The 25,943-nt window shown below is 61.6% G+C and carries 28 protein-coding genes and 1 tRNA gene; 6 read left to right on the forward strand and 23 right to left on the reverse strand.

Features of this window, described 5'->3' with window-relative positions:
• Positions 1–2,439 (reverse strand): carbohydrate-binding protein, encoded by a 2,439-nt coding sequence (locus B2246_RS17140; RefSeq protein ID WP_035881113.1) that lies wholly within the window; start codon positions 2,437–2,439, stop codon positions 1–3.
• Between the two features lie 268 nt (positions 2,440–2,707).
• Here B2246_RS17140 and B2246_RS17145 point away from each other — a divergent pair, with 268 nt between their 5' ends.
• Positions 2,708–3,850: a metallophosphoesterase gene (locus B2246_RS17145; RefSeq protein WP_035881112.1), complete on the forward strand. Its 1,143-nt coding sequence runs from the start codon at positions 2,708–2,710 to the stop codon at positions 3,848–3,850.
• 83 nt (positions 3,851–3,933) lie between these two features.
• Here B2246_RS17145 and ettA read toward each other — a convergent pair whose 3' ends face one another.
• On the reverse strand, positions 3,934–5,601 hold the full coding sequence (gene ettA, locus B2246_RS17150; protein WP_008643099.1) for an energy-dependent translational throttle protein EttA: 1,668 nt from the start codon (positions 5,599–5,601) through the stop codon (positions 3,934–3,936).
• 140 nt (positions 5,602–5,741) lie between these two features.
• Here ettA and B2246_RS17155 point away from each other — a divergent pair, with 140 nt between their 5' ends.
• Both B2246_RS17155 and B2246_RS17160 read left to right on the forward strand, forming a co-directional pair.
• On the forward strand, positions 5,742–5,966 hold the full coding sequence (locus B2246_RS17155; protein ID WP_008643097.1) for a hypothetical protein: 225 nt from the start codon (positions 5,742–5,744) through the stop codon (positions 5,964–5,966).
• 41 nt (positions 5,967–6,007) lie between these two features.
• Positions 6,008–6,505: a M48 family metallopeptidase gene (locus tag B2246_RS17160; protein WP_035881142.1), complete on the forward strand. Its 498-nt coding sequence runs from the start codon at positions 6,008–6,010 to the stop codon at positions 6,503–6,505.
• 13 nt (positions 6,506–6,518) lie between these two features.
• Here B2246_RS17160 and B2246_RS17165 read toward each other — a convergent pair whose 3' ends face one another.
• The gene (locus B2246_RS17165; RefSeq protein ID WP_008643093.1) at positions 6,519–7,418 is read right to left on the reverse strand and encodes an endo alpha-1,4 polygalactosaminidase; all 900 of its coding nucleotides are present in this window, start codon (positions 7,416–7,418) and stop codon (positions 6,519–6,521) included.
• A 489-nt stretch (positions 7,419–7,907) separates the two neighbouring features.
• Here B2246_RS17165 and B2246_RS17170 point away from each other — a divergent pair, with 489 nt between their 5' ends.
• A complete protein-coding gene (locus tag B2246_RS17170) occupies positions 7,908–9,578 on the forward strand; it encodes a GGDEF domain-containing protein (RefSeq protein WP_286962345.1) in 1,671 nt (556 codons plus the stop codon).
• 37 nt (positions 9,579–9,615) lie between these two features.
• Here the strand turns inward: B2246_RS17170 and B2246_RS29185 are convergent, their stop codons facing one another.
• The 7 genes from B2246_RS29185 to petA all read right to left on the reverse strand — a co-directional run bounded on the left by B2246_RS29185 (position 9,616) and on the right by petA (position 14,904).
• Positions 9,616–10,362 carry an HNH endonuclease gene (locus B2246_RS29185; protein ID WP_080709627.1) on the reverse strand — a complete coding sequence of 249 codons (747 nt, stop codon included), beginning with the start codon at positions 10,360–10,362 and terminating at the stop codon, positions 9,616–9,618.
• A 190-nt stretch (positions 10,363–10,552) separates the two neighbouring features.
• A tRNA-Thr gene (locus tag B2246_RS17175) sits at positions 10,553–10,628 on the reverse strand.
• A 52-nt stretch (positions 10,629–10,680) separates the two neighbouring features.
• On the reverse strand, positions 10,681–11,178 hold the full coding sequence (locus B2246_RS17180; RefSeq protein ID WP_017510763.1) for a ClpXP protease specificity-enhancing factor: 498 nt from the start codon (positions 11,176–11,178) through the stop codon (positions 10,681–10,683).
• A gap of 31 nt (positions 11,179–11,209) precedes the next feature.
• Positions 11,210–11,821, reverse strand: coding sequence for a glutathione S-transferase N-terminal domain-containing protein (locus B2246_RS17185; RefSeq protein WP_008643086.1), 612 nt, complete (start codon positions 11,819–11,821; stop codon positions 11,210–11,212).
• Between the two features lie 278 nt (positions 11,822–12,099).
• Positions 12,100–12,843 carry a cytochrome c1 gene (locus tag B2246_RS17190; RefSeq protein ID WP_008643082.1) on the reverse strand — a complete coding sequence of 248 codons (744 nt, stop codon included), beginning with the start codon at positions 12,841–12,843 and terminating at the stop codon, positions 12,100–12,102.
• A gap of 37 nt (positions 12,844–12,880) precedes the next feature.
• The gene (locus B2246_RS17195) at positions 12,881–14,284 is read right to left on the reverse strand and encodes a cytochrome b (RefSeq protein ID WP_008643080.1); all 1,404 of its coding nucleotides are present in this window, start codon (positions 14,282–14,284) and stop codon (positions 12,881–12,883) included.
• A 2-nt stretch (positions 14,285–14,286) separates the two neighbouring features.
• Positions 14,287–14,904 (reverse strand): ubiquinol-cytochrome c reductase iron-sulfur subunit, encoded by a 618-nt coding sequence (gene petA / locus B2246_RS17200; protein ID WP_008643078.1) that lies wholly within the window; start codon positions 14,902–14,904, stop codon positions 14,287–14,289.
• 219 nt (positions 14,905–15,123) lie between these two features.
• Between petA and mscL the strand changes: the two genes are divergently transcribed.
• Positions 15,124–15,558 carry a large conductance mechanosensitive channel protein MscL gene (gene mscL, locus B2246_RS17205; protein ID WP_008643077.1) on the forward strand — a complete coding sequence of 145 codons (435 nt, stop codon included), beginning with the start codon at positions 15,124–15,126 and terminating at the stop codon, positions 15,556–15,558.
• Positions 15,559–15,573: 15 nt separating this feature from the next.
• On the opposite strand, the gene B2246_RS17210 is transcribed toward mscL, so the two are convergent.
• Complete coding sequence (locus tag B2246_RS17210; RefSeq protein ID WP_008643075.1) at positions 15,574–16,320, reverse strand: Nif3-like dinuclear metal center hexameric protein; 747 nt, start codon at positions 16,318–16,320, stop codon at positions 15,574–15,576.
• 20 nt (positions 16,321–16,340) lie between these two features.
• Between B2246_RS17210 and B2246_RS17215 the strand changes: the two genes are divergently transcribed.
• Positions 16,341–17,537 (forward strand): Do family serine endopeptidase, encoded by a 1,197-nt coding sequence (locus B2246_RS17215; RefSeq protein ID WP_008643073.1) that lies wholly within the window; start codon positions 16,341–16,343, stop codon positions 17,535–17,537.
• Positions 17,538–18,022: 485 nt separating this feature from the next.
• Here the strand turns inward: B2246_RS17215 and B2246_RS17220 are convergent, their stop codons facing one another.
• The 12 genes from B2246_RS17220 to B2246_RS17275 form a co-directional block, all read right to left on the reverse strand.
• Positions 18,023–19,165 carry a porin gene (locus tag B2246_RS17220; RefSeq protein WP_035881110.1) on the reverse strand — a complete coding sequence of 381 codons (1,143 nt, stop codon included), beginning with the start codon at positions 19,163–19,165 and terminating at the stop codon, positions 18,023–18,025.
• A gap of 254 nt (positions 19,166–19,419) precedes the next feature.
• Positions 19,420–20,202 carry a twin-arginine translocase subunit TatC gene (gene tatC, locus B2246_RS17225; protein WP_008643069.1) on the reverse strand — a complete coding sequence of 261 codons (783 nt, stop codon included), beginning with the start codon at positions 20,200–20,202 and terminating at the stop codon, positions 19,420–19,422.
• A gap of 2 nt (positions 20,203–20,204) precedes the next feature.
• Complete coding sequence (gene tatB, locus B2246_RS17230) at positions 20,205–20,711, reverse strand: Sec-independent protein translocase protein TatB (protein WP_008643067.1); 507 nt, start codon at positions 20,709–20,711, stop codon at positions 20,205–20,207.
• Between the two features lie 101 nt (positions 20,712–20,812).
• Positions 20,813–21,040: a Sec-independent protein translocase subunit TatA gene (gene tatA, locus B2246_RS17235; protein ID WP_008643065.1), complete on the reverse strand. Its 228-nt coding sequence runs from the start codon at positions 21,038–21,040 to the stop codon at positions 20,813–20,815.
• Between the two features lie 152 nt (positions 21,041–21,192).
• A complete protein-coding gene (locus B2246_RS17240; protein WP_035881109.1) occupies positions 21,193–21,549 on the reverse strand; it encodes a histidine triad nucleotide-binding protein in 357 nt (118 codons plus the stop codon).
• A gap of 72 nt (positions 21,550–21,621) precedes the next feature.
• Positions 21,622–22,017: a DUF4870 family protein gene (locus B2246_RS17245; protein WP_008643061.1), complete on the reverse strand. Its 396-nt coding sequence runs from the start codon at positions 22,015–22,017 to the stop codon at positions 21,622–21,624.
• Between the two features lie 53 nt (positions 22,018–22,070).
• A complete protein-coding gene (locus B2246_RS17250) occupies positions 22,071–22,439 on the reverse strand; it encodes a phosphoribosyl-ATP diphosphatase (RefSeq protein ID WP_008643059.1) in 369 nt (122 codons plus the stop codon).
• The gene (hisI, locus tag B2246_RS17255; protein WP_008643058.1) at positions 22,436–22,843 is read right to left on the reverse strand and encodes a phosphoribosyl-AMP cyclohydrolase; all 408 of its coding nucleotides are present in this window, start codon (positions 22,841–22,843) and stop codon (positions 22,436–22,438) included. Before hisI ends, B2246_RS17250 begins: the two co-directional genes overlap by 4 nt.
• A gap of 2 nt (positions 22,844–22,845) precedes the next feature.
• Positions 22,846–23,616, reverse strand: a complete 771-nt coding sequence (hisF, locus tag B2246_RS17260) for an imidazole glycerol phosphate synthase subunit HisF (protein ID WP_008643056.1) — start codon at positions 23,614–23,616, stop codon at positions 22,846–22,848.
• Positions 23,617–23,677: 61 nt separating this feature from the next.
• Positions 23,678–24,421 carry a 1-(5-phosphoribosyl)-5-[(5-phosphoribosylamino)methylideneamino]imidazole-4-carboxamide isomerase gene (hisA, locus tag B2246_RS17265; RefSeq protein WP_008643054.1) on the reverse strand — a complete coding sequence of 248 codons (744 nt, stop codon included), beginning with the start codon at positions 24,419–24,421 and terminating at the stop codon, positions 23,678–23,680.
• A 179-nt stretch (positions 24,422–24,600) separates the two neighbouring features.
• Positions 24,601–25,257, reverse strand: a complete 657-nt coding sequence (gene hisH / locus B2246_RS17270) for an imidazole glycerol phosphate synthase subunit HisH (RefSeq protein ID WP_152564836.1) — start codon at positions 25,255–25,257, stop codon at positions 24,601–24,603.
• Positions 25,251–25,874, reverse strand: a complete 624-nt coding sequence (locus B2246_RS17275) for a YchE family NAAT transporter (RefSeq protein WP_008643049.1) — start codon at positions 25,872–25,874, stop codon at positions 25,251–25,253. The genes hisH and B2246_RS17275 overlap by 7 nt, the downstream gene beginning before the upstream one ends.
• Between the last annotated feature and the right edge of the window lie 69 nt (positions 25,875–25,943).

Here is a 25,943-nt window from a genome sequence, read left to right on the forward strand (position 1 = left end):
TTACCTGCGGAATCCCCCGCGGAAGTGGCCGCCACCACCGCCACCGAAACGTCCACCCCCGCCCTGGAATCCGCCGCCGCCGATACGGCCCTGCCATTGCTGCGCCGCTGAGCTGTTGAAGCGCTGCTGACCGGCCTCGCGCGCCTGGCGCTGCTGCTCGAGCTGGCCCTGCACATTGCTGTTCGGCTGCACCGGTTGCCAGCCGCTTGGCGTGTGCTGCTGCCAGCCGTTGTCGGTGTGCTGGTAGACATTGCCGTCGTGCCCGGCGTAGACGTTGCCGTTGTTCCAGGCCACGGCATTGCCCTTGTCCGGGTTGGCGACGAATCCTCGGCTGCCCGCCGTGTGCTGCCCGGTCTGGGTATTGCCCGCGACGCCCGCTTCCGCCGCGCCGACGCGTCCGGTCTGCGCGTTGTAGCCCGCGGCCTGCCGCCCGGCCGCATAGTTGCCGTTGTACTCGTTGCCGACCACACCGCCACGCGCGGCGCCTTCGCGGCCGGTGGAAGGATTGGCGAACGAGCCCTGGCGCCCCGCCGCATAGTTGCCCGAGTACGGATTGAACGCGGCGCCCCGGCTGCCCTGGTAGCGCGCCCCGGTAGCAGCGTTGTAGCCGTAGCCGGCCGTGCCGCGCCATTGCGTGCCCGTCCAGGCATTCCAGCCCTCGGCGTGCGTGACCGTGCCCTGCCCCCAGCGGCCGTAGAAGTTGGCTTGGTTCACGTTCACGTAGTTCCAGTTGTACGGGCCGCCCCACCAGTACGGGCCCCAGTACGGAGCCGCCGCGCCCCAGATCGCGCCAGCCGCGAATCCGAAAGCGAAGCCTTCGGCCACGCCGATGCCAAACCCGGCGCCATAGCCATAGGTCACCGGGTATCCGTAGTAGTAGGTGCCGACATACGGCGGATAGATGTAGCCGGTGCCGTAGACCACGGTGCCGTCCGGGCTGACCACGACGCCCATGTAGCCGGGTGTGTAACCCACCACTACCGCTTCCGGCGTCACCGAATAGATGCGCACATAGGTCACGTAGTACACCGGCGAGCTCGGCGGAATCGTGTAGATCGCGGAAGGCACCTCGGTCGCGACCACCCACGGGCCGACCGGCGCACCGGAGGTGAACCAGATGCCGTTCGACACCGCGTAGTAGCGACCGCTATCGACCTCGATCACGGGCGTGCCGGTGTTCACCGCATAGCGCAGCGACGTACCGGTGATCGGCTCGAATTTCGGCGCGCCATCATAGGTCGCGGTCATCGTGGCCTTGGTGCGCGACACCGAGGCCGTCTGCGGAATCGTCGCCGCGATCTCCGCTTCCCGGGCCTGCGGCGTGCCGGGGACGGACACCAGCACGTTCGCCTTCGGGTCCTGCGGCGAGATCTTGGTGAAATTGGCGGGCAGCTTGTCGCCGGGGACGAACTCCCACGGCCCGCTCAGTACCGGCGCCCGGAACCAGCGGCCAGAGATCAGCACGTAGTACTGGTTGGTCGACGGGTCTAACAGCACGGCGTGATCGGCGTTCCCCACCGTCAGCAGCTCGACACCACCGACCGGCTTCATCTGCGGCTCGCCGTCGGTGATCACCAGTTCCGCAGGGCCGGTTGCCAGCAATATGGTGGGCGGCCTGGCGGGCTTCTTGCCGTCGGCAGGCATCATCGGATCGGGCCTGGTCTGGTCCTTGGCCGCCTGCAACTTGCTGGCGGCGCCCAGCACGGCCGCGGGTGGATTGGCCACGCTATCCCAATGGCCACCGGCCGATTCCGACCGATACCAGTAACCCGCCGCCTGCAGCCACAATTCGCCGCCCTGCTCACGCAGCATCAGCGCGCGGCTGTTGATCGCGCGCTCGATCTGCGTGCCTGGCACTGCGCGCCAGACCGGCTCGCCATCGACATGCACGAGCAGCGTGGGCGTGGTCGCGAAGAAAATCTGCGGCACGTCGTTCTTGACCGGCACCCTTGTTGCGCGAGCCAGTTCCTGCGACACCGCGTAGCTGGCCTGTAGTTCATCGAGCGGGACGGTCAACCCCTTGGGCGGCAGCCGTCCGATCAGCGCGGTGCGCACCTTGTCGGCCGCATCGGGGCGTGTGGGCACGTCAACGCTGTCGATCTGGATCTGCGTGAGCTGGACCAGCCCGGACGGCTTGTCGATATCGGCCTGCGCCGAGAACCGGGCCACGCCATAGGTGGGCGTGCCGTCCTTCTCGCCAACGGCCACCGCAGCCCGACCCGACAGCCGGTTGCCTTCCCATTTCTCGATCTCAGGCTGATAGAGCTCGATGTGCTCCCCTGCGGCGTCGAAATTGCGTGGCCAGTTCAGCGACGGCAGCTTCTGGGCCGCGCTGGCCGAGGTTCCGGGGTTGGCGGCCAGGACGGCCGGCGTGGCCGCCGTCAGCAGGGCGGCTGCCATCAGCGCCTGGCTCAGGAAGGTGCGCTTCGGGAATGACATGAGATCTCCGGCATGAGTGAGCAGTATGCGACACCGCGCGTATCGTCGGTCGAATCTAAAGTAGTGCGAAGACTGGAACAATCCGCCTCGAAAACATTCAGGATGACCACGGAAACCTGACAGATCACCTTCCCTGGGCCGGGCGAGGATTTCGCGATGATGGCGTGCTTCCTCCTGCTCCCCGGTTGATGTTACGCCTCTCGAAACCCCTTGAAGCGCCCCGTCTGCGCCCTCACTTTCTAACGATCTCATCTTCGCGCCCCCCGCCATGAGTGCCATACGCTCCCGACGTTCGCTACTGATCCCCGTGCTGATCATGGCGCTGCTCCATGTCTATATCGGCGTGCGGCTGCTGCCCGGTCTGCCGGTGCCAATGATCGTCCACAGCCTTGCCGTGCTGTGGCTCATCGCCTCGACCCTGCTGATGCCAGCCGCGTTGATGGCGCGCCGACTATCGACGCCATGGGCCGACCAGCTTTCGTGGGTCGGCATGATGGCGATGGGGTTCTTCTCGTCGCTGCTGGTGCTGACCATTGCGCGCGACCTCTTCCTGTTGGTGACGCTAGCCATCGGCTGGCGCCCGCCCGGCCTGACGGGCTATAGCGCCCTGGGCGCGATTGCGCTGGCCCTCGCCGTGACGGTGATCGGCTTCTTCCAGGCGCGCGGGCTGGCGAAGGTCAAGGAAGTGGACGTGCCGATCGCCAACCTGCCCGACGCGCTGCACGGTTTCACGATCGCGCAGATCAGCGATATCCACGTGGGACCCACCATCAAACGCCCGTATATCGATCGCATCGTCGATCGCGTGAACAGCCTGGCGCCCGATGCGATCGCCATCACAGGCGACCTGGTCGATGGCTCGGTGCGCGAGCTTTCCGCGCACACCGCGCCATTCGCGCGGCTATCGGCGCGGCACGGCGCGTACGTGGTCACCGGCAACCATGAGTACTACTCTGGCGCGGAAGCCTGGATCGCGGAGCTGCGCCGCCTGGGGCTGCGCGTGCTGATGAACGAACACGTGGTGGTCGAGCGGGGCGACGCCTCGCTAGTGCTCGGCGGCGTGACCGACTTCACGGCCGGGGGCTTCATCGAAAGCCATCGCAGCGATCCGGTGCAGGCCCTGGATGGCGCGCCCCGGGACGCGGCTGCGCGCGTATTGCTGGCGCACCAGCCACGCACTGCGCCGGCTGCGGCTGCGGCGGGCTTCGATCTGCAACTGTCGGGTCATACCCACGGGGGACAGTTCTGGCCGTGGAACCTGTTCGTGCCGATGCAGCAGCCCTACGTGCATGGGCTGAACCGGCATGACAACCTGTGGGTGTATGTGAGCCGTGGAACCGGCTACTGGGGACCCCCGAAGCGGTTCGGGGCGCCTTCGGAGATTACGCTCGTGAGGCTGGTGAGGGCGTAAGGCTGTTGAGGGCGTAAGGCTGGATGGTTTTCTCCCCTCTCCCACAAGTGGGAAAGGGGAGCCAATCAAAACTACCTTACCTATCAGCGCGTGATCGGCTTATACCGAATGCGCTTCGGCTTCGCGGCCTCTTCGCCGAGACGCTTCTTCTTGTCGGCTTCGTATTCCTGGTAGTTGCCGGGGAAGAACTCCACATGCGAATCACCTTCGAAGGCGAGGATGTGGGTTGCGATACGGTCCAGGAACCAGCGATCGTGCGAGATCACCATCACGCAGCCGGCGAACTCGAGAAGCGCGTCTTCCAGCGCGCGCAACGTTTCCACGTCCAGGTCGTTCGACGGTTCATCCAGCAGCAGCACGTTGCCGCCGGCAATCAGCGTCTTGGCCATGTGCAGACGGCCACGTTCACCGCCTGACAGCGTGCCCACCTGCTTCTGCTGATCGCCACCCTTGAAGTTGAAGCGGCCGATGTACGCACGCGACGGCGTTTCGTACCTGCCCACGGTCAGGATGTCCGACCCGCCCGAGATCTCCTCGAACACGGTCTTGTTGCCGTCCAGCGCATCGCGGCTCTGGTCGACGAACGCCATCTTCACCGTCGGCCCGATCTTGATCTCGCCGCTGTCCGGCTGTTCCTTGCCAGTCAGCATCTTGAAGAAGGTGGACTTACCGGCGCCGTTCGGGCCGATGATGCCGACGATCGCGCCCGGCGGCACCTTGAAGCTCAGGTTCTCGATCAGCATGCGATCGCCGAACCCCTTGCTGACGTTGTCGAACTCGATGACCTCGTTACCCAGGCGCTCACCCACGGGGATGAAGATTTCCTGGGTTTCGTTGCGCTTCTGGTATTCCTGGCTGTTCAGTTCGTCGAAACGGGCCAGACGCGCCTTCGACTTGGCCTGACGACCCTTCGGGTTCTGGCGCACCCACTCCAGTTCCTTGTTCAGCGCCTTCTGGCGGGCCGATTCGCTGGCCTCTTCCTGCTTCAGGCGGTTTTCCTTCTGCTCCAGCCACGAGCTGTAGTTGCCCTTCCAGGGAATGCCGTGCCCGCGGTCCAGTTCCAGAATCCACTCGGCGGCGTTGTCCAGGAAGTAGCGGTCGTGGGTGACGGCCACCACGGTGCCCGGGAAACGCGTCAGGAACTGTTCAAGCCAGTCGACCGATTCGGCGTCGAGGTGGTTGGTCGGCTCGTCGAGCAGCAGCATGTCGGGGCGCGACAGCAGCAGGCGGCACAGCGCCACGCGACGCTTTTCACCACCGGACAGATTGCCAATCTTGGCGTCCCACGGCGGCAGGCGCAGCGCGTCGGCGGCGATTTCGAGCTGCAGCTCGGCGTTATTGCCGTCGCTGGCGGACAGGATCGCCTCGTACTTGGCCTGCTCGGCGGCCAGCGCGTCAAAGTCGGCGTCCGGCTCGGCGTAAGCGGCGTAGATCTCGTCGAGCTTCTTGCGGGCTTCGAACACCCCGCCGAGCGCCTCTTCGACCGATTCGCGCACGGTCTGCTCGGGATCGAGCTGCGGCTCCTGCGACAGATAGCCGATGTTCAGATTCGGCATCGGCGTGGCTTCGCCTTCAATCTCCTTGTCGAGACCGGCCATGATCTTCAGCAGCGTGGACTTGCCGGAGCCGTTCAGGCCCAGCACGCCGATCTTGGCGCCGGGGAAGAAGGACAGCGAGATGTCCTTGAGGATGTGACGCTTGGGCGGAACGATCTTGCCCACGCGGTTCATGGTGAAAACGTACTGTGCCATTGGGGTGCGCGTTCGAATGGTGTCGGGGAATGGCGGGAGTGTAGCAAACGGGCGGGCGCTGCCCCGGCCACACCGGATGAAATCGGGCGCGGCAAGTACAATATCGGGTTTCCCAATCGAACCCGATTGCCGTCGATTCCATGAGCAAAGCCGCCCTGACCCTCCGTTTCAAGTGCAAGAAGTGCACAAAACCCGTCACCCTGTACCTGCAGAAGACGTCCGCGTGCTCGCACATCCTCCCGTACCAGGGCTTCTGCAAGTGCGGCGAAATGATGCGCCATGCCATCGGTGACAAGGACGCCGTCGAGTCGTTCGTGAATTCGATGGACAACAGCTGGATGCATCACCACCACCATCATCACTGAGCATCGTGAATGAAGCGTGGCGCCCGGGCGCGAAGGACCCGATGCGATTTCTTGGCGGCTATCCGCCCGATGTGCTCGCGCAGGTGCGCGCACTGATCGATGCCGACCGTCTGGGCGAGCACATCGCCCGGCGCTACCCGGACCGCCACACGATCCAGACCGACCGCGCGCTCTACGACTACGCCGGCGAGATCAAACAAGAATACCTGCGCAGCGCGCCGCCGCTGCACAAGGTGGGATATGACGCGCGGCTGGACACCGCCCAGCACGCGCTGGGACTGCATACCGCGATTTCTCGCGTGCAAGGTGGCAAGCTGAAAGCCAAGAAGGAAATCCGGGTGGCATCGCTGTTCAAGGAAGCACCACCGGAATTCCTGCGCATGATCGTCGTGCACGAGCTCGCGCATCTGAAAGAGACCGACCACGACAAGGCGTTCTACCGGCTCTGCGAATATATGGAGCCGCGCTACCACCAACTGGAATTCGACACGCGATTGTTCCTGGCGTGGCGAGAGATGGAAAAGCGCGGCGGCGCCTGAGAATCTCCCCGATTCAGTCGCAGCTATACCGGTACTTGTCGTTCAGCGCCAGCGGCAACACCAGCGTCCGGATATTCAGCGCGGCGGCCTTGGCGCATAACGCCGGCCGCTTTGTGGGATCCTTCCACTTCGTCGCATATTCCACGTTGAACACCGGCTTGCCTTGCGCCGTGAAGGCCGAGTATCCGCCGCACTCGTTGTACTGGAAGCATTGCTCGTTAATCGCGAAATCAAATGACGATGCCAGATCGGTGAGTTGATCGACGTCGTTCTTCAATCCGATCGCCAGACCGCGCGCATGTGCCGCGTTAGCCAGAAAACGGTTGTAGTCGAGTTGGGTGTCCGCCGTGAGCGGCAGGCCGGTGTTATTGGTATATCCATCGACATTGTCGGGATCGATGCCGTCACACCCCTTCGAGACCGCCAGGTCCATACGCGCGGCCATGATGCCGCGCACATTGCTGGATCGCGTATCCAGCCAGCGCTCGCCCGCCCAGCCGCTGAGTACGTTGCCCATATCCGAGGGCTGGAAACTCTGGAAATCGGGGCGCCAGTCCTCGCTGCTTCCCGCGGAGAAATAGCACACGACTCGCCTGCCCTGCTCCTTGAGCGATGCAATGGTCGACGGTGGCGTGTCGAACAGGTCGAGCACGTAGAGCGCGACGTTGTAGCTCGTATCGAGTTTTCCCTGGAGTTGAAGCTGCCACGTGTCGGTCACCGAGGGCATCCAGCGGACTGGATTGGCGACCATACTGTTGTTCACCTGCTTCGGCGAAAGCGTGGCGGCTTCCGTCACCCGGACCACCGTGCCGCCCGAATTATCGTCCCCGCCACCACCACAGGCCGCGACCGCGATAGCGGCCGTCACCGCTGCAAGGCACGCCTTCACCGAGCTTGCCAGTTTTCCATCCATTTCAATTGCCCTTCCAGTTGAACCCCAACAAAACCTTCAATTGGCCGCTATATTCTTCCGCCCGCGCAGTCGGCCACCACACGGGAGCTGCCTTTCGTGAAGAAGGCATATGTGATGCATGGCGCATTATCACGGAGCCGGTTCTGGTGGTAATGACAACTTGCGTCGATGGGTGGAAATGCGACACCGGTGCCACGAACACATCTCACCGATCATCAAGAAGCTTGCCTCCGTAACCGATATCGGATTCGATTATGAGTTCGCAAAAATGTCACATTCAGTTTCGCCCGTGGACGGACAAATAATGTCCGTTTCGCAATTTTGAGGTCCCAATCGCTATAGATCCGGTTTTCAAGTCTTATGTGTGCAACATCCGGGCGACCAGAAAAGCCCGAGGCAGCAACTCCGCAATACACTGTCAGTCAGCGCTTCCTAAGAGTCTCCGCCGGTGCCTGCCTTGTCGTACTGATGCTGTTGGCCTGGCTGGTTTTGCATCAGTGGCAAGCATTCTCGCGCAGCGACCAGGCACTCTCGGATTTCGAGATCTTCCGCGCGGCGCTGCTGGCGATGGAAAAGGTATCAGCAGAACGCGGGCCCATGAATGCCGCGCTTGGCGAGGATGTACCGGTGCCGGCGCAGCGCATCGCGGCACTACGCAAGGCCCGCGAGGAAAGCGATGCCAGTCTGCGTGACCTCGACGCAGCGATCGAGGCTAGCCACTGCCAGGAGTGTGCCGCGCTTTACGTGACAGCCACCCACACCATCACCACGCTGGCCGAGGCACGCAAACATGCCGACGACGTACTGCTGGTACCGCGCCAGACCCGGTCCCCAGAGTTGCTGAACAACGCCGTCAACCACATGGCGAACGTCATCCCGATCATTGCAGGCATCGCCGATGGCACCATCGAGGACATCGTCAGCGGCGACGCCGCAATCCTGGACGACCTGCAGATGGCCCGGCTCGCAGCCGCACTGCGCGAACACGCCGGGCTGCTCGGTTCGCGCTTTACGGGCGCGCTTGCATCGGACCGGCAACTGACCGAGCAGGAACAACAGCGCATCTTCAACAGCGAGGGCCGCGTGGAGCAGCTTCGCACGCTCCTGGCATCGCACGCCGGCAACCACCCTGCCCTCGCGCCGGAAGCAGTAAGGCGTGTGGGCATGGTGTATGGCGAAGCCGGACTGGCCTATGTCACCAAGGTCTACCGCCGCGCGAAACGTCCGACGGGCGCCGGCATCACCACCGGTGATTTCGCCGCACAGTACGTGCCGACGATGCTGCCGATCGTCCAACTGCGCGACGAGATTCTCGACCAGGCCCGCGCGCGGCTGCACCGCAACCGCGACGTCACCCTGACGCTGCTACTCGGCGCATTCGCCATCGCCTTCGCGCTGCTGGGAACGATGATCTGGCTGCATTCGCTGTTTCACCGGCAGATTCTGAAACCATTCTTCGCGGCCACACGTTCCATCCTGGCCATTGCGAACGGCAATCTCTCCGTACGCGTGCCATCGCCCGATAACTACCGTGGCGAAATCCGCGCGCTGCTCGAGGCCGTTCACACACTCAAGCGCTACAGCCTCGACAAGCAGCAACTGGAACAAGACCGCCAGAGACTGATCGCCCAGCTGACCACCATGGCGGAAACGGACGCGCTCACACAGTTGCTGAACCGCCGCGCACTCGAAGCACGGGCTTGCGACCTGTGCGCGAACCCGGAGGCCGACAAACCCTACGTCGCGCTAGTGATGTTCGACATCGACCATTTCAAGCGGATCAACGACACGTATGGGCATATCGCGGGGGACCGGGCGCTCGAGATCGTTGGCGCCGTGTGCCGGGACGTGCTGGGTACCGGAGACCTGGCCGCGCGCTTTGGCGGGGAAGAATTCGCGGTGGTTTCGCTGGTGAGCACACCCGGCGAAGCATTGACGCTCGCCGAGCAGCTAAAGGAAAAGCTGCGCGAGATCCGGGTGACGCTGGAGAGCTGCAGGCCGTTCGGCATGACCGTCAGCCTCGGCGTCGCCATCGGACGCCGGGAGGATGTGGGCCAGGACCTCTCGGCGCTGATCAGGCAGGCGGATCTTATGCTTTATCGCGCGAAGCGCGGGGGGAGAAATCGGATTGAGGGGGATTGGGAACTGATGGTTGGTTGAGCGGCGGATGCCAAGCAACTGTTATCACGTCGCCACTCTACTTTATGCCCCTATCAGAGGCCGCCAGATACGCTTTGAATGTTGCAATTGACATCCAGGTCCGGCGTCTTTGCATAAGGCGATGTAGTAAACGATGGCAAACTGCACACAGTAGCGCCATATCAGCAAGCCGGGTACTCGTTCCCTCCTCACTTGATTGCGCCAAAGGGGCCGTGTGATGTGCCTCGAACCCAGCATCCGATATTTCCGCGTCGAGCACGCGTGGACCTGCACCACAGGCATCACAGGTCAACCCTCCCGATTGCCGGAGGCGATAGCTAATAAGCTTCGTCCGCACCTTTGCGTTTCGTTCGCGACGTCTATGGGCCCTTGTTAAGAGACGCCCTTCCGCAAACTCGAAATCCTCTTCCTCCGCTGGCGTCTCAACGGCTTCTGCGCTTGCTTCAACGCGAATCTCTCGGGCGAGCGAGGATACCTGTTCCGGACTTCCGCCGTAGTCGGCCCACACCTCTTTATCGATCGTCGAGACGTTGGCCAATCCCCGCCCAGTCGCTACCTGACGAAGATTTTGCAGTTTGAATGCAACGCCCTCAGGATTGCGAAAGGACTCTTGCCGCAAACCGGCCGGATAGATTGGAAGTGATCGCAACACATTTGAGAGTTCGATAACTCGCGGGTCGTTTGGCCCGGGCATCGAATTGGCACAGCGCAAGTACAGATCTAGAGCCAGGATGGTCTCATCACGAGTCCAACGAGGATTTCCGTGTCCCTTTGTAACAGCCATGTCAGCCTCGTGATCCTTGCAACCATCAAAATTGCAATTCTAAGACCAACTAGGAGAATTCCTGTGGATGTACCCTTGCTCGGCAGCAGGGCTCCCCACGAATGACATTGCCCCGTTACGTCGACCATCGACATAAGGTACTCAAAAAGCAAAAAGGCCACGCTCTCGCGTGGCCTTTTCACATGATTCTTGGTGCCGGCTGCAGGACTCGAACCCGCCACCTGATGATTACAAATCAACTGCTCTACCTGATGAGCTAAGCCGGCATTTTTGGTGCAGTCCGCGATTCTACTTCAAGCGGACCACTTTGACGATGGCTTATTTGACCACCTTCAGGGAGGGTTTTTTCCCGCCGATGCGTGGCACGGGCGGCGGTGTTGGATCGTCGTCAGGAGAGACGCCCTCTTCCGCCGTTACCGGCGCCGGCGTATCGCTGTCGACCGAGGCGAGCTTCGGCGGCGGGTTGTTCTCCCGCTCCGTCGCAGCCTGGGTTTCGGGGATACTGCGTTCCACCGGGAACGCCATGCCCTGGCCGTTCTCACGCGCGTAGATCGCCAGCACGTTATCCACGGGCACTTCGATCTTGCGCGACACGCCACCGAAGCGCGCGCTGAACGTAATCCACTCGTTCCCCATATCGAGACCGCTGGTCGCGTCGAAGCTCACGTTCAGCACGATTTCGTTATTCTTCACGAATTCGCGCGGCACGCTGGTATTGCCGTCGACGAAGACTGCGATGTACGGCGTGAAGCCGTTATCCGTGCACCATTCGTAAATGGCCCGGATCAGATAGGGCTTGGTGGATGTTTCAGACATTACGCTTTGCGGTGGCGACGTCGGATGTGTCTTAGCGACGCATCACCTTTTCAGACGGGGTCAGAGCTTCGATGTAGGCCGGGCGGCTGAAGATACGTTCGGCGTACTTCAGCAGCGGCGCGGCGTTCTTCGACAATTCGATGCCATAGTGATCCAGGCGCCACAGCAGCGGCGCGATGGCGACGTCGAGCATCGAGAACTCTTCGCCGAGCATGTACTTGTTCTTGACGAAGATCGGGGCCAGTTGCGTCAGGCGGTCACGAATCGCGGCGCGGGCGCGCTCGTGATTCTTTTCCGCGGCCTTGCCCTTTTCGTTTTCCAGCACGTAGACGTGCGTGAACAGTTCCTTTTCGAAGTTGAACAGGAACAGACGGGCACGGGCGCGCTGCACCGGGTCGGCCGGCATCAGCTGCGGGTGCGGGAAGCGCTCGTCGATATACTCGTTGATGATGTTCGATTCGTACAGGATCAGGTCACGTTCGACGAGGATCGGTACCTGGCCGTACGGGTTCATCACCGAGATATCTTCCGGCTTGTTGAACAGGTCAACGTCGCGGATCTCGAAGTCCATGCCCTTTTCGAACAGGACAAGGCGGCAACGTTGGGAAAACGGGCAAGTGGTACCCGAATACAACACCATCATGGTTGAATTCCTTGGGTGTGGAGTGCGCCAGATCGATATAACTTCAGCGAACTTGGCAGAGCTAGGTCGGACAGGGCAAACATTCTGTCAGAACGCCCTATCGAAAAGCAAATAAGTTACAAATACAAGGTGTGCCCCCAAGCCGACTTGACCGAGCGGCTGCCCGGTGTCGCGCAAAACAAAAGGGCCGACGCGGTGCTGCACTGCTGCAACCTCCGCGCCGGCCCTTCGGCGGGCACCGCCAGGCTGTTACAACCAGCCTGACAAGCCACACAGGCTTACTTCACATCTTTCCAGTAAGCGGCATTCAGGCGCCAGGCAAACACGGTGAACATGCCCAGGAACAGGAGCACCCACACGCCCAGACGCTTGCGATGGCTTTGCTCCGGCTCGGCCATCCAGTTCAGGTAGTTCACCAGATCGGCCGCGGCTTGGTCATATTCCTGCGTGCTCAGCTTGCCCGGGGTGATCTGCTCGAAACCTGTGAACTTGTGCACCTTCTCGCCGTGTTCCTCGGCCTCCGCGAACTTGGCGGCGCGCTGGCCCTGCAGTTCCCACAGGACGTGCGGCATGCCGACGCTAGGGAAGACCAGGTTGTTCCAGCCCGTGGCGCGGGTGTCATCACGGTAGAACGTGCGCAGGTACGTGTAGAGCCAGTCGTTGCCGCGGGCGCGGGCGATGACCGACAGGTCCGGGGGAATCGCGCCGAAGAATGCCTTGGCGTCCTTCGGGTGCATCGCGATCGTCATCGTTTCGCCCACCTTGTCCGCCGAGAACAGCAGGTTCTGCTGGATCTGTTCTTCGGTAAGGTCCAGGCCCTTGAGCCGGTTGTAGCGCATCATCGACGCGCCGTGGCAGTTCAGGCAGTAGTTGACGAACAGCTTGGCACCGCGCTGCAGCGATGACACATCGCTCGTGTCCAGCGGCGCCGGCTCCAGCGGGTAGCCCCCTTCTGAAGCCATCGCGGGCATCGCCGCGAAACATGCGCCGACCAGTGCGAAGATCGAAAGCAACTTTTTCATCTTGTGTCCTTGTCCTCTTGTAGGGTCGCGCAGCGTCTTAGTGCGGATGGAACGTGACGCGCTCCGGCACCGGCTTGAACGTGCCGGCACGGCTCCACAGCGGCATGGTCAGGAAAAAGGCGAAGTACAGCAGCGTACCGAGCTGCGACACCTTCTCACCCACCGGCGACGGCGGTTGCACGCCGAGGTAGCCGAGGATCAGGAACACCACCACGAAGACAACCAGGATCGTCTTGTGGAATGCGGGGCGGTAGCGGATGGACTTGACCGGCGAGCAGTCGAGCCACGGCATGAAGAACAGCACGATCACCGATCCGCCCATCACCAGCACGCCCCAGAACTTGGCGTCGATGAAATAGAAGCCCACGGCCAGGATCACCAGGATCGCCACCGAACCCATCTTGATGCGTGCATCCTTGCTGCGCAGGAACACCATGCCCAGCACGATGGCGAAGAACGCCCACAGGATCGGCAGGAAGTTCGCCGTGGTTGCGCGCAGCATCGAGTAGAACGGCGTGAAGTACCACACCGGCGCGATGTGCGGCGGCGTCTTCAGCGGATCCGCCGGGAAGAAGTTGTTGGCTTCCAGGAAATAGCCGCCCACTTCCGGGAAGAAGAAGATCACGGCCGAGAAGATGATCAGGAAGCCGGCCACGCCCAGCAGGTCATGCACCGAGTAGTACGGGTGGAACGGGATGCCATCGAGCGGAATGCCGTTCTCATCCTTCTTCGCCTTGATTTCCACGCCGTCCGGGTTGTTCGAGCCCACTTCGTGCAGCGCGATGATGTGCGCCACCACCAGGCCCAGCAGCACCAGCGGCACCGCGATCACGTGGAAGGAGAAGAAGCGGTTCAGCGTGGCATCGCTCACCACGTAGTCACCGCGGATGAACAGCGACAGGTCTTGGCCGATCACCGGAATCGCCGAGAACAGGTTCACGATCACCTGCGCGCCCCAATAGGACATCTGGCCCCAGGGCAGCAGGTAGCCCATGAACGCTTCGGCCATCAGGCACAGGAAGATCAGGCAACCGAAGATCCAGACCAGTTCGCGCGGCTTGCGGTACGAACCGTACAGCAGCCCGCGGAACATGTGCAGGTACACCACGACGAAGAACGCCGAAGCGCCGGTGGAGTGCATGTAGCGGATCAGCCAGCCCCATGGCACTTCGCGCATGATGAATTCCACGCTGGCGAATGCCACTGGAATGCCAGCCGCGTTCAGCGTGCCGTCCGGCTTGTAGTTCATCACCAGGAAGATGCCGGTGACGATCTGGATCACCAGCACCAGCAGTGCCAGCGAACCAAAGAAGTACCAGAAGTTGAAGTTCTTCGGCGCGTAGTACTTGGAGAGGTGGTCTTCCCAGAGTTGGGTGGCGGGGAAGCGGGCGTCGACCCAACCCAGCAGCCCGGTAGTCTTGACTTCTTTTTCGGCCGCCATGATCAGGCTTCTCCTTTCTCGTCCTTGCCGATCACGAGCTTGGTGTCGGTCAGGAACTGGTACGGGGGTACGTCAAGGTTCTGCGGGGCCGGTTTGTTCTTGAACACGCGGCCAGCCAGGTCGAAGGTCGAGCCATGGCACGGGCAGAGGAAGCCGGGATCAGCGCCGAGTTGAGGGTTGGCGCCTGCGGGAAATGGGCCGGATGGCGAGCAGCCGAGGTGGGAACAGATTCCAACCACGACCAGCAGGTCCTTGTGGTCGGCACGGGAACGGCTTTCGTTCTTGCAGTACTCCGGCGTCGGCATGGTGAAGGGGACGTCGGAATTCGGGTCCGCGACTTCGGCGTCGGTCTTCTTCAAGGAAGCCATCATCTCCGGCGTGCGCCGCAGAATCCAGACTGGCTTGCCACGCCACTCCACCGTCATCATCTCACCAGACTTCAGGGCGCCAATGTCCGCCTCGACTGGTGCGCCCGCAGCCTTCGCCTTCTCGGAAGGTGCAAAGGTACTCACGAACGGTACTGCTACTGCTACGCCTCCTACGCCGCCTGCGACAGAAGTCGCGATCAACCAATTGCGGCGACCTTTGTCCACGTTCTTCACGTCTTGCTGGTCACTCATTCCAAACCCCAGGGGATGTCATCAATTGAATCTTGCGTCAACAAAAAATTATACCTGAGGCACATCTGGCGACGATAGGCGAACTACGGATAGCCGACCGCGCTTTTATCGGTCATGGAGACGCAATTTCCGCATCCAGACTTGCACTCGAGGGTGCGATGATGCAGTCTCTGTCAAACTCAGACGTTAATCTGGAACAACAAAACGGAGAATAGCGCTATGGGAATGATGAGCGAATTCAAGACCTTCGCCATGCGTGGCAATGTCATCGACCTGGCGGTCGGTGTCATCATCGGGGCGGCATTCGGCAAGATCGTCGATTCAGTCGTTAATGACCTGATCATGCCTGTCATCGGCAGAATCGTGGGAAAACTCGACTTTTCCAGCATGTTTGTCATGCTGGCGGATCCCCCCCCAGGCACCCCGCAAACGCTGGATGCACTGAAGAAAGCGGGCGTGCCGGTATTCGCTTACGGAAATTTCCTGACCATCGTGGTGAATTTCGTCATTCTCGCGTTCATCATTTTCATGATGGTGCGCGGCTTCAACAAGATGCGCGAAAAGGAGGCTGAGCCTGCCGCGCCGGCCGTCACGCCGGAAGATATTGTTCTGCTGCGCGAAATTCGCGACAGCCTGAAAGCCCCGCGCGGCTGATAATTGCGACCCGGCTCAGACCGGGTTCGGAATGTCGATAAATGTGTGGCGCAGCCCGAAGCGCTGCGCCAGATGTTCGCCCACTGCACGGATGCCGTAGCGTTCCGTCGCATGGTGGCCGGCAGCCAGATAGGCCACGCCGCTCTCTCGCGCCAGGTGCGTGGTGGGCTCGGACACCTCCCCACTCATATAAAGATCCACACCCGCGCCCACCGCTGCCGCGAAGTACCCCTGTGCGCCACCGGTACACCAGCCCACGGTGCGGATCATCTGGTCGGCGTCGCCGATGACCAGCGGCTCCCGCTCCAGCACGCCACCCACATGGGCCGCAAAGGCGCTGAGCGGCATGGGCTGCGGCAGCGTGCCGGTCCAGCCCAGTTGATCATCGCTGAAGCGGCCCGTCGGAGTGATCCCGAGCTGCAGACCCAGTTGGGCGTTGTTGCCGAGTTCCGGATGGTTGTCGAGCGGCAGATGGTAGGCCAGCAGATTGATATCGGCGCCCAGCAGGCGCTTCAGGCGGGCATGTTTCTGGCCGACGATACAGGCGTCCTCATTTTTCCAGAAGTAGCCGTGGTGCACGAGGATCGCGTCAGCGCCGGCTTCGATCGCCGCATCGATCAGTGCCAGGCTTGCCGTCACACCGGTGACAATATGGGCAACCTCCGGCCGACCCTGCACCTGGAGTCCATTCGGGCAATAGTCCTTGAAACGGGAAACCTCTAGCAGGTCGTTCAAGTACAATTCAAGCTCTTTTGTTTTCATTTTCTGCTCAAAAATCCAATATGTTGCGCCGCTTCTGGCTGTTCTTCGCTCAGGCTGTCACGGTTGTTCTGGCCGTGTGGTTCGTCGTGGCCACACTCAAACCCGAGTGGCTGCAGCGCGGGCGGGTGGCCGTGCAATCGGGTTCGCCTATTGTGGCGCTAAAAGAGGTCGTCCCCAGTGTGGAAGGTTCGGCCGCTCCGGGGTCCTATAGCGAGGCGGCCCGCCTTGCCATGCCCGCAGTCGTCAATATTTTCACCAGCAAGAACGGCTCGAAGCGATCGCCCAATAACCCGCAGACTGAAGACCCGTGGTTCCGGTTCTTCTTTGGCGACCGCTTGCCGGAGCGCCAGGAACCGGTGTCGAGCCTGGGCTCGGGCGTGATCGTCAGTGCCGAAGGTTACATTCTAACCAACCACCACGTTGTGGACGGCGCCGACGAAATCGAGGTGGCGCTGACCGACGGACGCAAGGCAAACGCCAAAGTGGTCGGCTCCGATCCCGAAACCGACCTTGCCGTGCTGAAGGTCACGCTCAAGGACCTGCCCGCGATCACGCTGGGGCGGATCGAGAACGTGAAGGTGGGCGATGTGGTGCTGGCTATCGGCAACCCGTTTGGTGTCGGCCAGACCGTGACAATGGGTATTGTCTCGGCGCTCGGCCGCAGCCATCTCGGCATCAACACGTTCGAGAACTTCATTCAGACCGATGCAGCGATCAACCCCGGTAACTCCGGTGGTGCACTGGTCGACGCGCAGGGCAATCTGCTTGGCATCAACACGGCGATCTATTCGCGCTCGGGCGGCTCGCTCGGTATTGGCTTTGCGATTCCGGTGTCGACCGCCAAGCAAGTCATGGAATCGATCATCTCTACGGGTAGCGTGACACGTGGCTGGATCGGCGTGGAGCCGCAGGATCTGACCCCTGAGATTGCCGAGTCTTTTGGGCTCGAAGCCAAGGAAGGCGCCCTGATTGCGGCGGTGGTCCAGGGTGGGCCAGCGGACAAGGCCGGCGTCAAACCTGGGGATGTGCTGGTCTCGGTCGACAATCAATCGATCTCGGACACCACCGCCCTGCTCAACGCGATTGCACAGCTGAAACCGGGCGCCGAGGCGAAGATGAAGGTGATTCGACGCGGCAAGCCGACGGAACTCACTGTCACGATCGGCAAGCGCCCGCCTCCTCCGCGCAGGCCGATGCCGCTGGATGAGGAAGAGTAGGCAGGCTCGCTGCTCGCTGGTAATTCATCCGGCATAGATATCAATACAAAACCCCCCGTCAGTAGTGACGGGGGGTTTTTGTTTGTGCCGGCTGGGAGAGCAATTCGTTTGGGTACATCGGGCACAAACCGGGACCACACGGCGCTCTTCGGCACACATGGATTCTGAAGGTACTGCCGAGGAGGACGAGAAGCCAAGCCCCCTACGCTCATAGCTCGCAGACTCGCTGCCTTCGCCAACCCCGCCCAGCCCGGCAGCACGAGGGCTACTCACCTTCCGTGTCCGCGTACCCGGCATCGCCCTGGTCATCGATCAGCTAAGCGGTTGCCATCAAGTATCGAACCGGATGTAGCCCCCAATTCGAGCCCGAAGCCTAGCGCCGGTACGCCCGCACAATCAAGGCCCCGGACAAAACAAAACGCCGACATCCTTTCGGATGCCGGCGTTCTGAATCCAATCTGAAGCGGGCTTACACCCGCATCAAATTAGAACTTGTGGCGCAGGCCAACCATGGCGCCGAACTGGTTGTACGAACCCAGAGTCGTGCCAAAGCCGGAGCCACCAACGCTGCCCGGGCTAGCCGACGACGTGCCCAGAGTCGAGCCGTCCTTGTTCTTCGTGTAGGCCAGGTTGAAGTAGGCGTCCGTACGCTTCGAGAAAGCGTAGTCCGTCGACACAACGAAGCTCCACGGATCAGCACCGGTGTTGCGGAAGTCTTGGTAGTACGCGGCGCCGGTCAGCGACAGAGCCGGGGTCAGCTGGTAACCCATGCCCAGCCAGTACAGGTTCGAGACGTTCGCAATCTTCGTAGCGCCGTCAACGGTGTTCACACCGCCGGGCAGAACTGCGCCGCCCAGACCGTGAGCGTAACGGTAGCCAGCGAACACCTTGGCCGGGCCGAAGGCGTACGTACCAGCAACCGAAGCGCGGCGGATCTTGGCGCCGTCAGCAGCAGCGATACCAACGTTGGTTTCGTCATAGATCGCGCCAACGGAGAACGGGCCACCGTTGTACATCACGCTTGCGCTCATCTCGCGGCCCAGGTGGTAGTTACCCGGAACTTCGCCGCTGGTGCCTTGGTAGATGCTAGCCGTGCCAGCCGTGTTCGAGCCGGTGCTGTACAGCAGCGAGCCGGTCAGGCCACCGAACGTACCGATGTACTTGATCGAGTTGTCAGCACGTTGCTGGAACTCCGGAGCTTGAGCCGTGATCGAGTAGTTCGGCGAGATGGCCATCGGGTCGAAGGCCAGACCGAAGTCATAGAACGGCGTCTGATGGCGACCCAGGGTCAGCGTGCCGAACTGGCTTTGCATACCGACGAAGGCTTGACGACCGAACAGACGGTTGTTTTGGCCCGACGTACCGGTGTCAACGTTGAAACCGCTTTCCAGCACGAAGACGCCCTTCAGGCCACCGCCCAGGTCTTCAACGCCACGCAGGCCCCAACGGCTGCCCGACATGCCGCCCGAGTTCAGGCGCACGACGTCGTGGCTACCGGACACGCCCGGCTGGTGGTTAGCGTACTCGACGCCAGCGTCAACCACACCGTACAGGGTCACGCTCGACTGGGCATAGGCGCCACCAGCGGCCAGAGCGGCGACGGCAGCAGCAAACAGTTTCATCTTCATATCGACACTTTCCTTGTCAACTGATTGGGAAATCTTGGTTGCCCAAGTGTTTGGGCGACGCATTCACCTTCACGTCTGCGTCGTATTATGTGTCACCCCCCTTGCTCGCCAGAAGTCTTTTTCGCCGTAAACGCGGTTTACCGACGCTTCTTGTTGTGATGAAGCAACAGCAATTGGGGAGGATTTCACCAAATTGGTGCAATGCGCAGTATTCAGTCTCAGGGATTACCAACCGTTAACTGAAGTCCTGGAACTCAATCTGCCTGGGTTTCACCCTCGGCAGGTGCACCAAGCGGCTGTTTCGAGACGAATCGTGCCATCAGCAGCCCGAGTTCGTACAACGCGATCAAGGGCACGGCCAGCAGGAGCTGCGACATGACATCCGGCGGCGTGACGACTGCGGCGATGATAAATGCGCCGACGATCACATAAGGCCGGATTTGCTTGAGCTTCTCGAGCTCGACCACGCCGAATTTCACCAGCACGATCACCACTACCGGCACTTCGAACGTAATGCCGAAGGCCAGGAATGTCGTCATGGCGAAACTCAGGTATTTGTCGATGTCCGTCGACATGTCCGCGCCAAGCGGCGCGTTGTAGTGCGCCATGAAGTGGAACACGGTCGGGAACACCAGGAAGTACGCGAATGCGACGCCGCACAGGAACAGCACGTAAGTGCTGGACACCAGCGGCACGACCAGCTTCTTTTCATGCTGATAGAGTCCCGGCGCCACGAACTGCCAGATCTGGTACAGCACCCATGGCAAGGCGATAAGGAATGCGACCAGCATGGTCACCTTCATCGGCACGAAGAACGAGCCGGTAACATCAGTAACGATCATGCGTCCGCCCTTGGGCAGCGAATGCAGTAGCGGGGCCGCGAACAGATTGAAGATCTGCGGCGCCCAGTAAACCATGGCCAGGAAAACGATAATCACCCCCGCCACCGCCTTGACCAATCGCTCGCGCAATTCGATCAGGTGGGAGATGAAGGTTTCCTGCTGGGATTCGTCGTTGGGGTCTGCGGAGCCCGCCATGCTTATTCGAAGAAGGAACGGTTGCGGCCACTGGCGGGCCGGTGGCGCTTCACGCGTGCGGCGCCGGACTGCACCCACATGCGCGTGCTCTGCTGACGCTTGAACCAGATCGGACGCGCGCCCTGCTTGACGCGCCAGCTCTTGCGGCCGTTGTGCGACTTGTGCGCGCTGTCCCAGCTGGGCACATAGCCCGAGCCCGTATCGCTGGACGATGACGACGAGGCCGAGCCATCAAACGCTTCGTTAAGCGCCTGGGTGTGCTCGCTGACTTCCTTGTGGATGGTCTGCTCGACGTCGCGCGCGGCGTTCTCGAATTCCGTGCGCATCTTGCGCAGTTCCTCGAGCTCCACCTCGCGACTGACTTCGGCCTTGACGTCATTGATATAGCGCTGGGCGCGACCGACCAGCGCGCCGACCGTCCGCGCGACCTTCGGCAAACGCTCGGGGCCGATCACAATCAGCGCGACGGCGCCGATCAGTGCCAGCTTGGAAATGCCGAGATCGATCATGCAGACATCAGAACAGGGACACAGGAATGGCAGGCCGTCGCAACGTACGTGGCGGCGGCCGCCGCAAGGGTGACTGGCAAGGAGAAAATTCCGTCAGACAATTATTGCTGACGCGACTTTTCCTTGGCTTCGACGTCGATGGTGGTGGAATCGCGCAGTTCCTTGGCCGGAGCGGCCGGCTCGTCGGTATTGCCTTCCTTCATGCCGTCCTTGAAGCCCTTTACCGCACCACCCAGATCCTGGCCGATATTGCGCAGCTTCTTGGTACCGAAAACGAGCATGACGATCACCAGCACGATCAGCCAGTGCCAAATGCTAAACGAACCCATTTCTTGCTCCTGATAAAGCCGCGGGCGTCAGAAGATTGCCGCCCGGCCCCGTAGTTCCGTCCCTCAAAGGCCGCGCCGGGCGACGGTTGCCGGCGCGACACCGGACCGCGACATCCGTCCCGGTCCACTCATACCCTGGTTGCCCCGAACAGTCAGGGCGCCGGCGCCTTCCACTGGCTGCGCGGTCCGCCCATCACGTGGATGTGGAGGTGGAACACTTCCTGCCCTCCGTCGGTGCCGGTGTTGATCACCGTCCGGAATCCATTGTTGCAGCTGGCCTGGCGTGCCAGTTCGGGCACCTTAAGCATCATTCTAGCAAGCACATCCGATTCGCCGGGACCGCAATCGGCTAACGAATCGACATGCGATTTAGGAATCAGCAGAAAGTGTACCGGCGCTTTGGGGTGGATATCGTGAAACGCCAGCAAGTCTTCGTCCTCATACACCTTGTTCGAGGGAATCTGGCCGGCCACGATCTTGCAGAAAATGCAATTGTCCTGGGTTTTCATGGAGATCTTGTTGCAGCTTGTCCGAACTATGCCTAGTCACTTCCGGACTTGCCGCCATCGTCTTGGGACGCCTCAGAACTGCTCGTCCGGATACATCGGCTTGCGATCATTCAGATATAGCCAGCCTTTGACGATACGATACAGCATCCACAATGACAGAACACTCCACAAGCCGATCGCCACCGGAAACAGCAATACCGTGACGAACATGCAGCCACCCACAACGAACCACACAATAGACCACCAGAACGTGCGGATCTGCCAGGCGAAATGCGAAGCGTAGAGCGTGCCCCGAGTGTCGTCGCGCTTCACATAATTGACGATGATCGCGATCAACGCCGTGATCCCACCGGTGAACCAGTGGACTGCATAGAGCGCATAAAGAATGTGCGTGAGCTTGCGCAGGCCATCGAGCCTGTCAGCATCCGCGGTCGTCGTGACTTGCGAGGTATAGTCCGTCGCCATCATGCCCTCCAGGATCAAGCCGCGCCCGAACCGGTTCGGGCCGCGTGACTCGTATCCTACTCCTTGCGGCTGGCCTTCTCGACCAGTCCGGACAACCCTTCGCGGCGCGCCAGTTCATTGACGACGTCTTCTGGGGTCCGGCCGATGCGAGCCAGCAGCACCATGGTGTGGAACCACAGGTCGGCTACCTCGTAGACCACCTTGCTCACGGCTTCGTCGGCAAGGTCGGCAGCCCGCGCATCCTTGGCGGCCATGACCGTTTCGGTAGCTTCCTCGCCGATCTTCTTGAGAATCGCGTCGTCGCCCTTCTTGAACAGCTTGGCGACATAGGATTTCTCCGGGTCACCACCGTTTTCGGGCTTGCGCGATTCCAGCGTGGCCGCCACGCGGGCCAGGATATCGGCCTGGGACAGGTTATCGCTCATGGCTTGGCCGCGTAGATCGAGGACGGGTCCTTGAGCACCGGCTCGACGGTCTGCCAGTCGCCGGACTCGACATCGCCTTCGAACTTCTGGAAAAAGCACGAGTGACGACCGGTGTGGCAGGCAATGCTGTCGATCTGCGTCACCTTGAGCAACACCACGTCTTCGTCACAATCCAGACGAATCTCATGCACCTTCTGGACGTGGCCTGATTCCTCGCCCTTGTGCCACAGGCGCTTGCGCGAGCGCGACCAGAACACGGCCTCGCCCAGTTCCACCGTGCGTTGCAACGCGTCGCGATTCATGAACGCGAACATCAGGACGTCGTTGGAACCCACTTCCTGGACGATCACCGGCACCAGACCGTTGTCGTCCCACTTCACCTTGTTCAACCACTTCTTCGCCATGATCACATCCGGACGGGAATGCCCTCGCGGGCCATGAAAGCCTTTGCCTCACCAACGGTGTGCTCGCCATAGTGGAAGATGCTGGCGGCCAGTACGGCGTCGGCGTGTCCCAGACGGATGCCATCGGCCAGATCCTGCAGGCCACCGACCCCGCCAGATGCAATAACGGGCACGGGCACCGCGTCGCTGACAGCGCGTGTCAGTTCGAGGTCGAACCCGCTCTTCGTGCCATCGCGATCCATGCTGGTCAGCAGAATCTCGCCCGCGCCGCGGCGCGCCATCTCGCGGGCCCACTCCACTGCATCGAGCCCGGTGGCCTTGCGGCCGCCGTGAGTGAACACTTCCCAGCGCGGCGGTTCGCCGGGGGCGGAGCTGCGCTTGGCGTCGATGGCCACCACGATGCACTGCGAACCGTACTTGCCCGTTGCGTCGGACACGAGCTGCGGATTGGCGATGGCAGACGAGTTCACGCTGATCTTGTCTGCGCCTGCATTCAGCAGCCGCCGCACGTCTTCCACGGTGCGCACGCCACCCCCGACGGTCAGCGGGATGAACACCTGCGACGCCACCGCCTCGATGATGTGCAGGATCAGGTCGCGGCCGTCGCTGGTTGCCGTGATGTCGAGAAATGTGATTTCATCAGCACCTTGCTCGTCGTAGCGCCGCGCGATCTCGACGGGATCGCCCGCGTCGCGCAGCTCGACGAAATTGACACCCTTGACCACCCGCCCATTGGTCACGTCCAGGCAGGGGATGATACGTTTGGCTAACATGAGGTTCCTTGCCCGCCGTCGCCCGCATCGGCGACGGCTGGTTGTGGCGCGCGAGCTTGGATTACTCCGCGCCCAGCTTGTCCGCGTGGGCCTGGGCCGCCGCGAAATTCAGGTCGCCCGAGTAGATCGCGCGGCCGCAGATCACGCCTTCCACGCCTTCGCCTTCCACGGCGCAAAGCTGGTCGATGTCGGCCATGTTCGACAGGCCGCCGCTGGCGATCACCGGGATCGACATCGACCGGGCCAGCTTGACCGTGGCGTCGATATTGATGCCCTGCAGCATGCCGTCGCGACCGATGTCGGTGTAGATGATCGACTCCACGCCGTAGTCTTCGTACTTGCGTGCCAGGTCCGCGACCTCATGGCCGGTCAGCTTGCTCCAGCCATCGGTGGCCACCTTGCCGTCCTTGGCATCGAGGCCGACGATGATGTGGCCGCCGAATGCGGCGCAGGCGTCCTTGAGGAAGCCGGGGTTCTTCACCGCAGCCGTGCCGATGATCACGTACGACAGGCCGTCATCGAGCCAGCGCTCGATGGTATTCAGATCGCGGATGCCGCCGCCAAGCTGGACGGGGATCTCGTCGCCAACCTCGGCAATGATGGCCTTGATGGCGGCTTCGTTGCGTGGCTTGCCAACGAATGCGCCATTCAAGTCGACCAGATGCAGGCGACGCGCGCCCTGGTTGACCCAGTGACGTGCCATGGCGGCGGGATCTTCGGAAAAGACGGTGGCCTGGTCCATGTCGCCTTGTTTGAGGCGTACACACTGACCGTCCTTCAGGTCGATGGCCGGAATGAGCAACATATGCGTGACGAGCGTGGTGGTTGTGTAAAGGGAAAAAGGTAGCGATTCCGACGCCGGGCGTCGGCGCTCAGGTCATGTCAGTTTGGCAAAAGATGCGCAGTCTGGTTGGTGGCTCTGAACGAAAAGGTGATCGCTGTACGGTATTACTGGCGCTTCAGGTAACAGGTGCTTCTGACGCTTTACGGATTCCAGTGCACGAAATTCCGGTATAGCTGCAAACCCATCGTGGCGCTCTTCTCCGGGTGAAACTGCGTGGCGAAAATATTATCGCGTGCCACCGCACTGGTAAACACGACGCCATATTCAGTCTCGCCGGCGATATGGGCCGGATCCTGCGCGTGCACATAGTAGCTGTGCACGAAGTAAAACCAGCTGTTGTCCGGAATGCCGTTCCACAGCGGATGTGGCTTCGACTGGCGTACCCGGTTCCATCCCATCTGCGGCACCTTGTAGCGCGAGCCGTCGGGCTGCATCATGCCTTCCAGTTCAAAGCGAATCACCTCGCCGGGCATCAGCCCCAGCGCCGGCGTGCTGCCTTCGCCCGCACGAGCTTCGCTGCTACGTTCGAACAGCATCTGTTCGCCAACGCACACGCCCAGCATCGGCTTGGTCGCGGCGGCTTCCAGCACCGCCTCCTGCAGGCCGGAATTGCCGAGCGCGCCCATGCAGTCAGGCATCGCGCCCTGCCCCGGCAGCACCACGCGGTCTGCCGCGCGGATCGCTTCCGGGCGATCCACAACCTGGACATCCGCCTCCGGCGCCGCCGTGCGCAGGGCCTGCGCTACCGAGCGCAGGTTGCCCATGCCGTAATCCACAATTGCTATGGTAGTCATGATTTCAAAACAGGCAACAATGTCTTCAGCCCGTCCACAATGAATTCAACGGCAAGCGCCGAGAGTATTAGACCCATCAGGCGCGTGCCAATATTGATCCCGGTCTGTCCGATCACCCGCGCGATGGGGTCAGCCGCGCGGAACGTCACATACACCACAGCGCCAAGCAGCACGCCAATGCCAACCAGGATCAGCAACTGGTACCAGTGCTGCGTCTTGCCCGCATAGACGATCACGGTACTGATCGACCCCGGCCCGGTCAGCAGCGGCAGCGCCAGCGGCACCACCGCGATACTGGCCTTGGCTTCGGCCTCATTCTCTTCCTCCGGCGTGGCCTTGGTACGACTGGTCTGCGCGTTCAGCATGTTCATGGCCATCATGACCATGAGCAAGCCGCCACCCACTTCCAGCGAGGCCACCGAGATATTGAAGAACTCGATGATCTGCTGGCCGAGCAACGCCGAGACCCCCACCACGATCGCCACCGATACCGATGCCGTCTTGATGGTCCGCAGCTTTTCCGCCTCGGTCTGCTGGCTGGTCAGGCTGATGAAGAACGGGATCGCCCCGATCGGATTGATCAGCGCCAGCAGCGAGATGAAGGACTTGAGCGTATCCATCGGGTGCGGGTGTCGGTGGTAGTCAGCGGGCGCCGCAACCAGCCGGCACGCCTACAGGGTGGCGCGTGA

It is taken from the genome of Cupriavidus sp. UBA2010 (assembly GCF_002335265.1).
In the GTDB taxonomy this organism is placed as follows: Bacteria; Pseudomonadota; Gammaproteobacteria; order Burkholderiales; family Burkholderiaceae; genus Cupriavidus; species Cupriavidus metallidurans.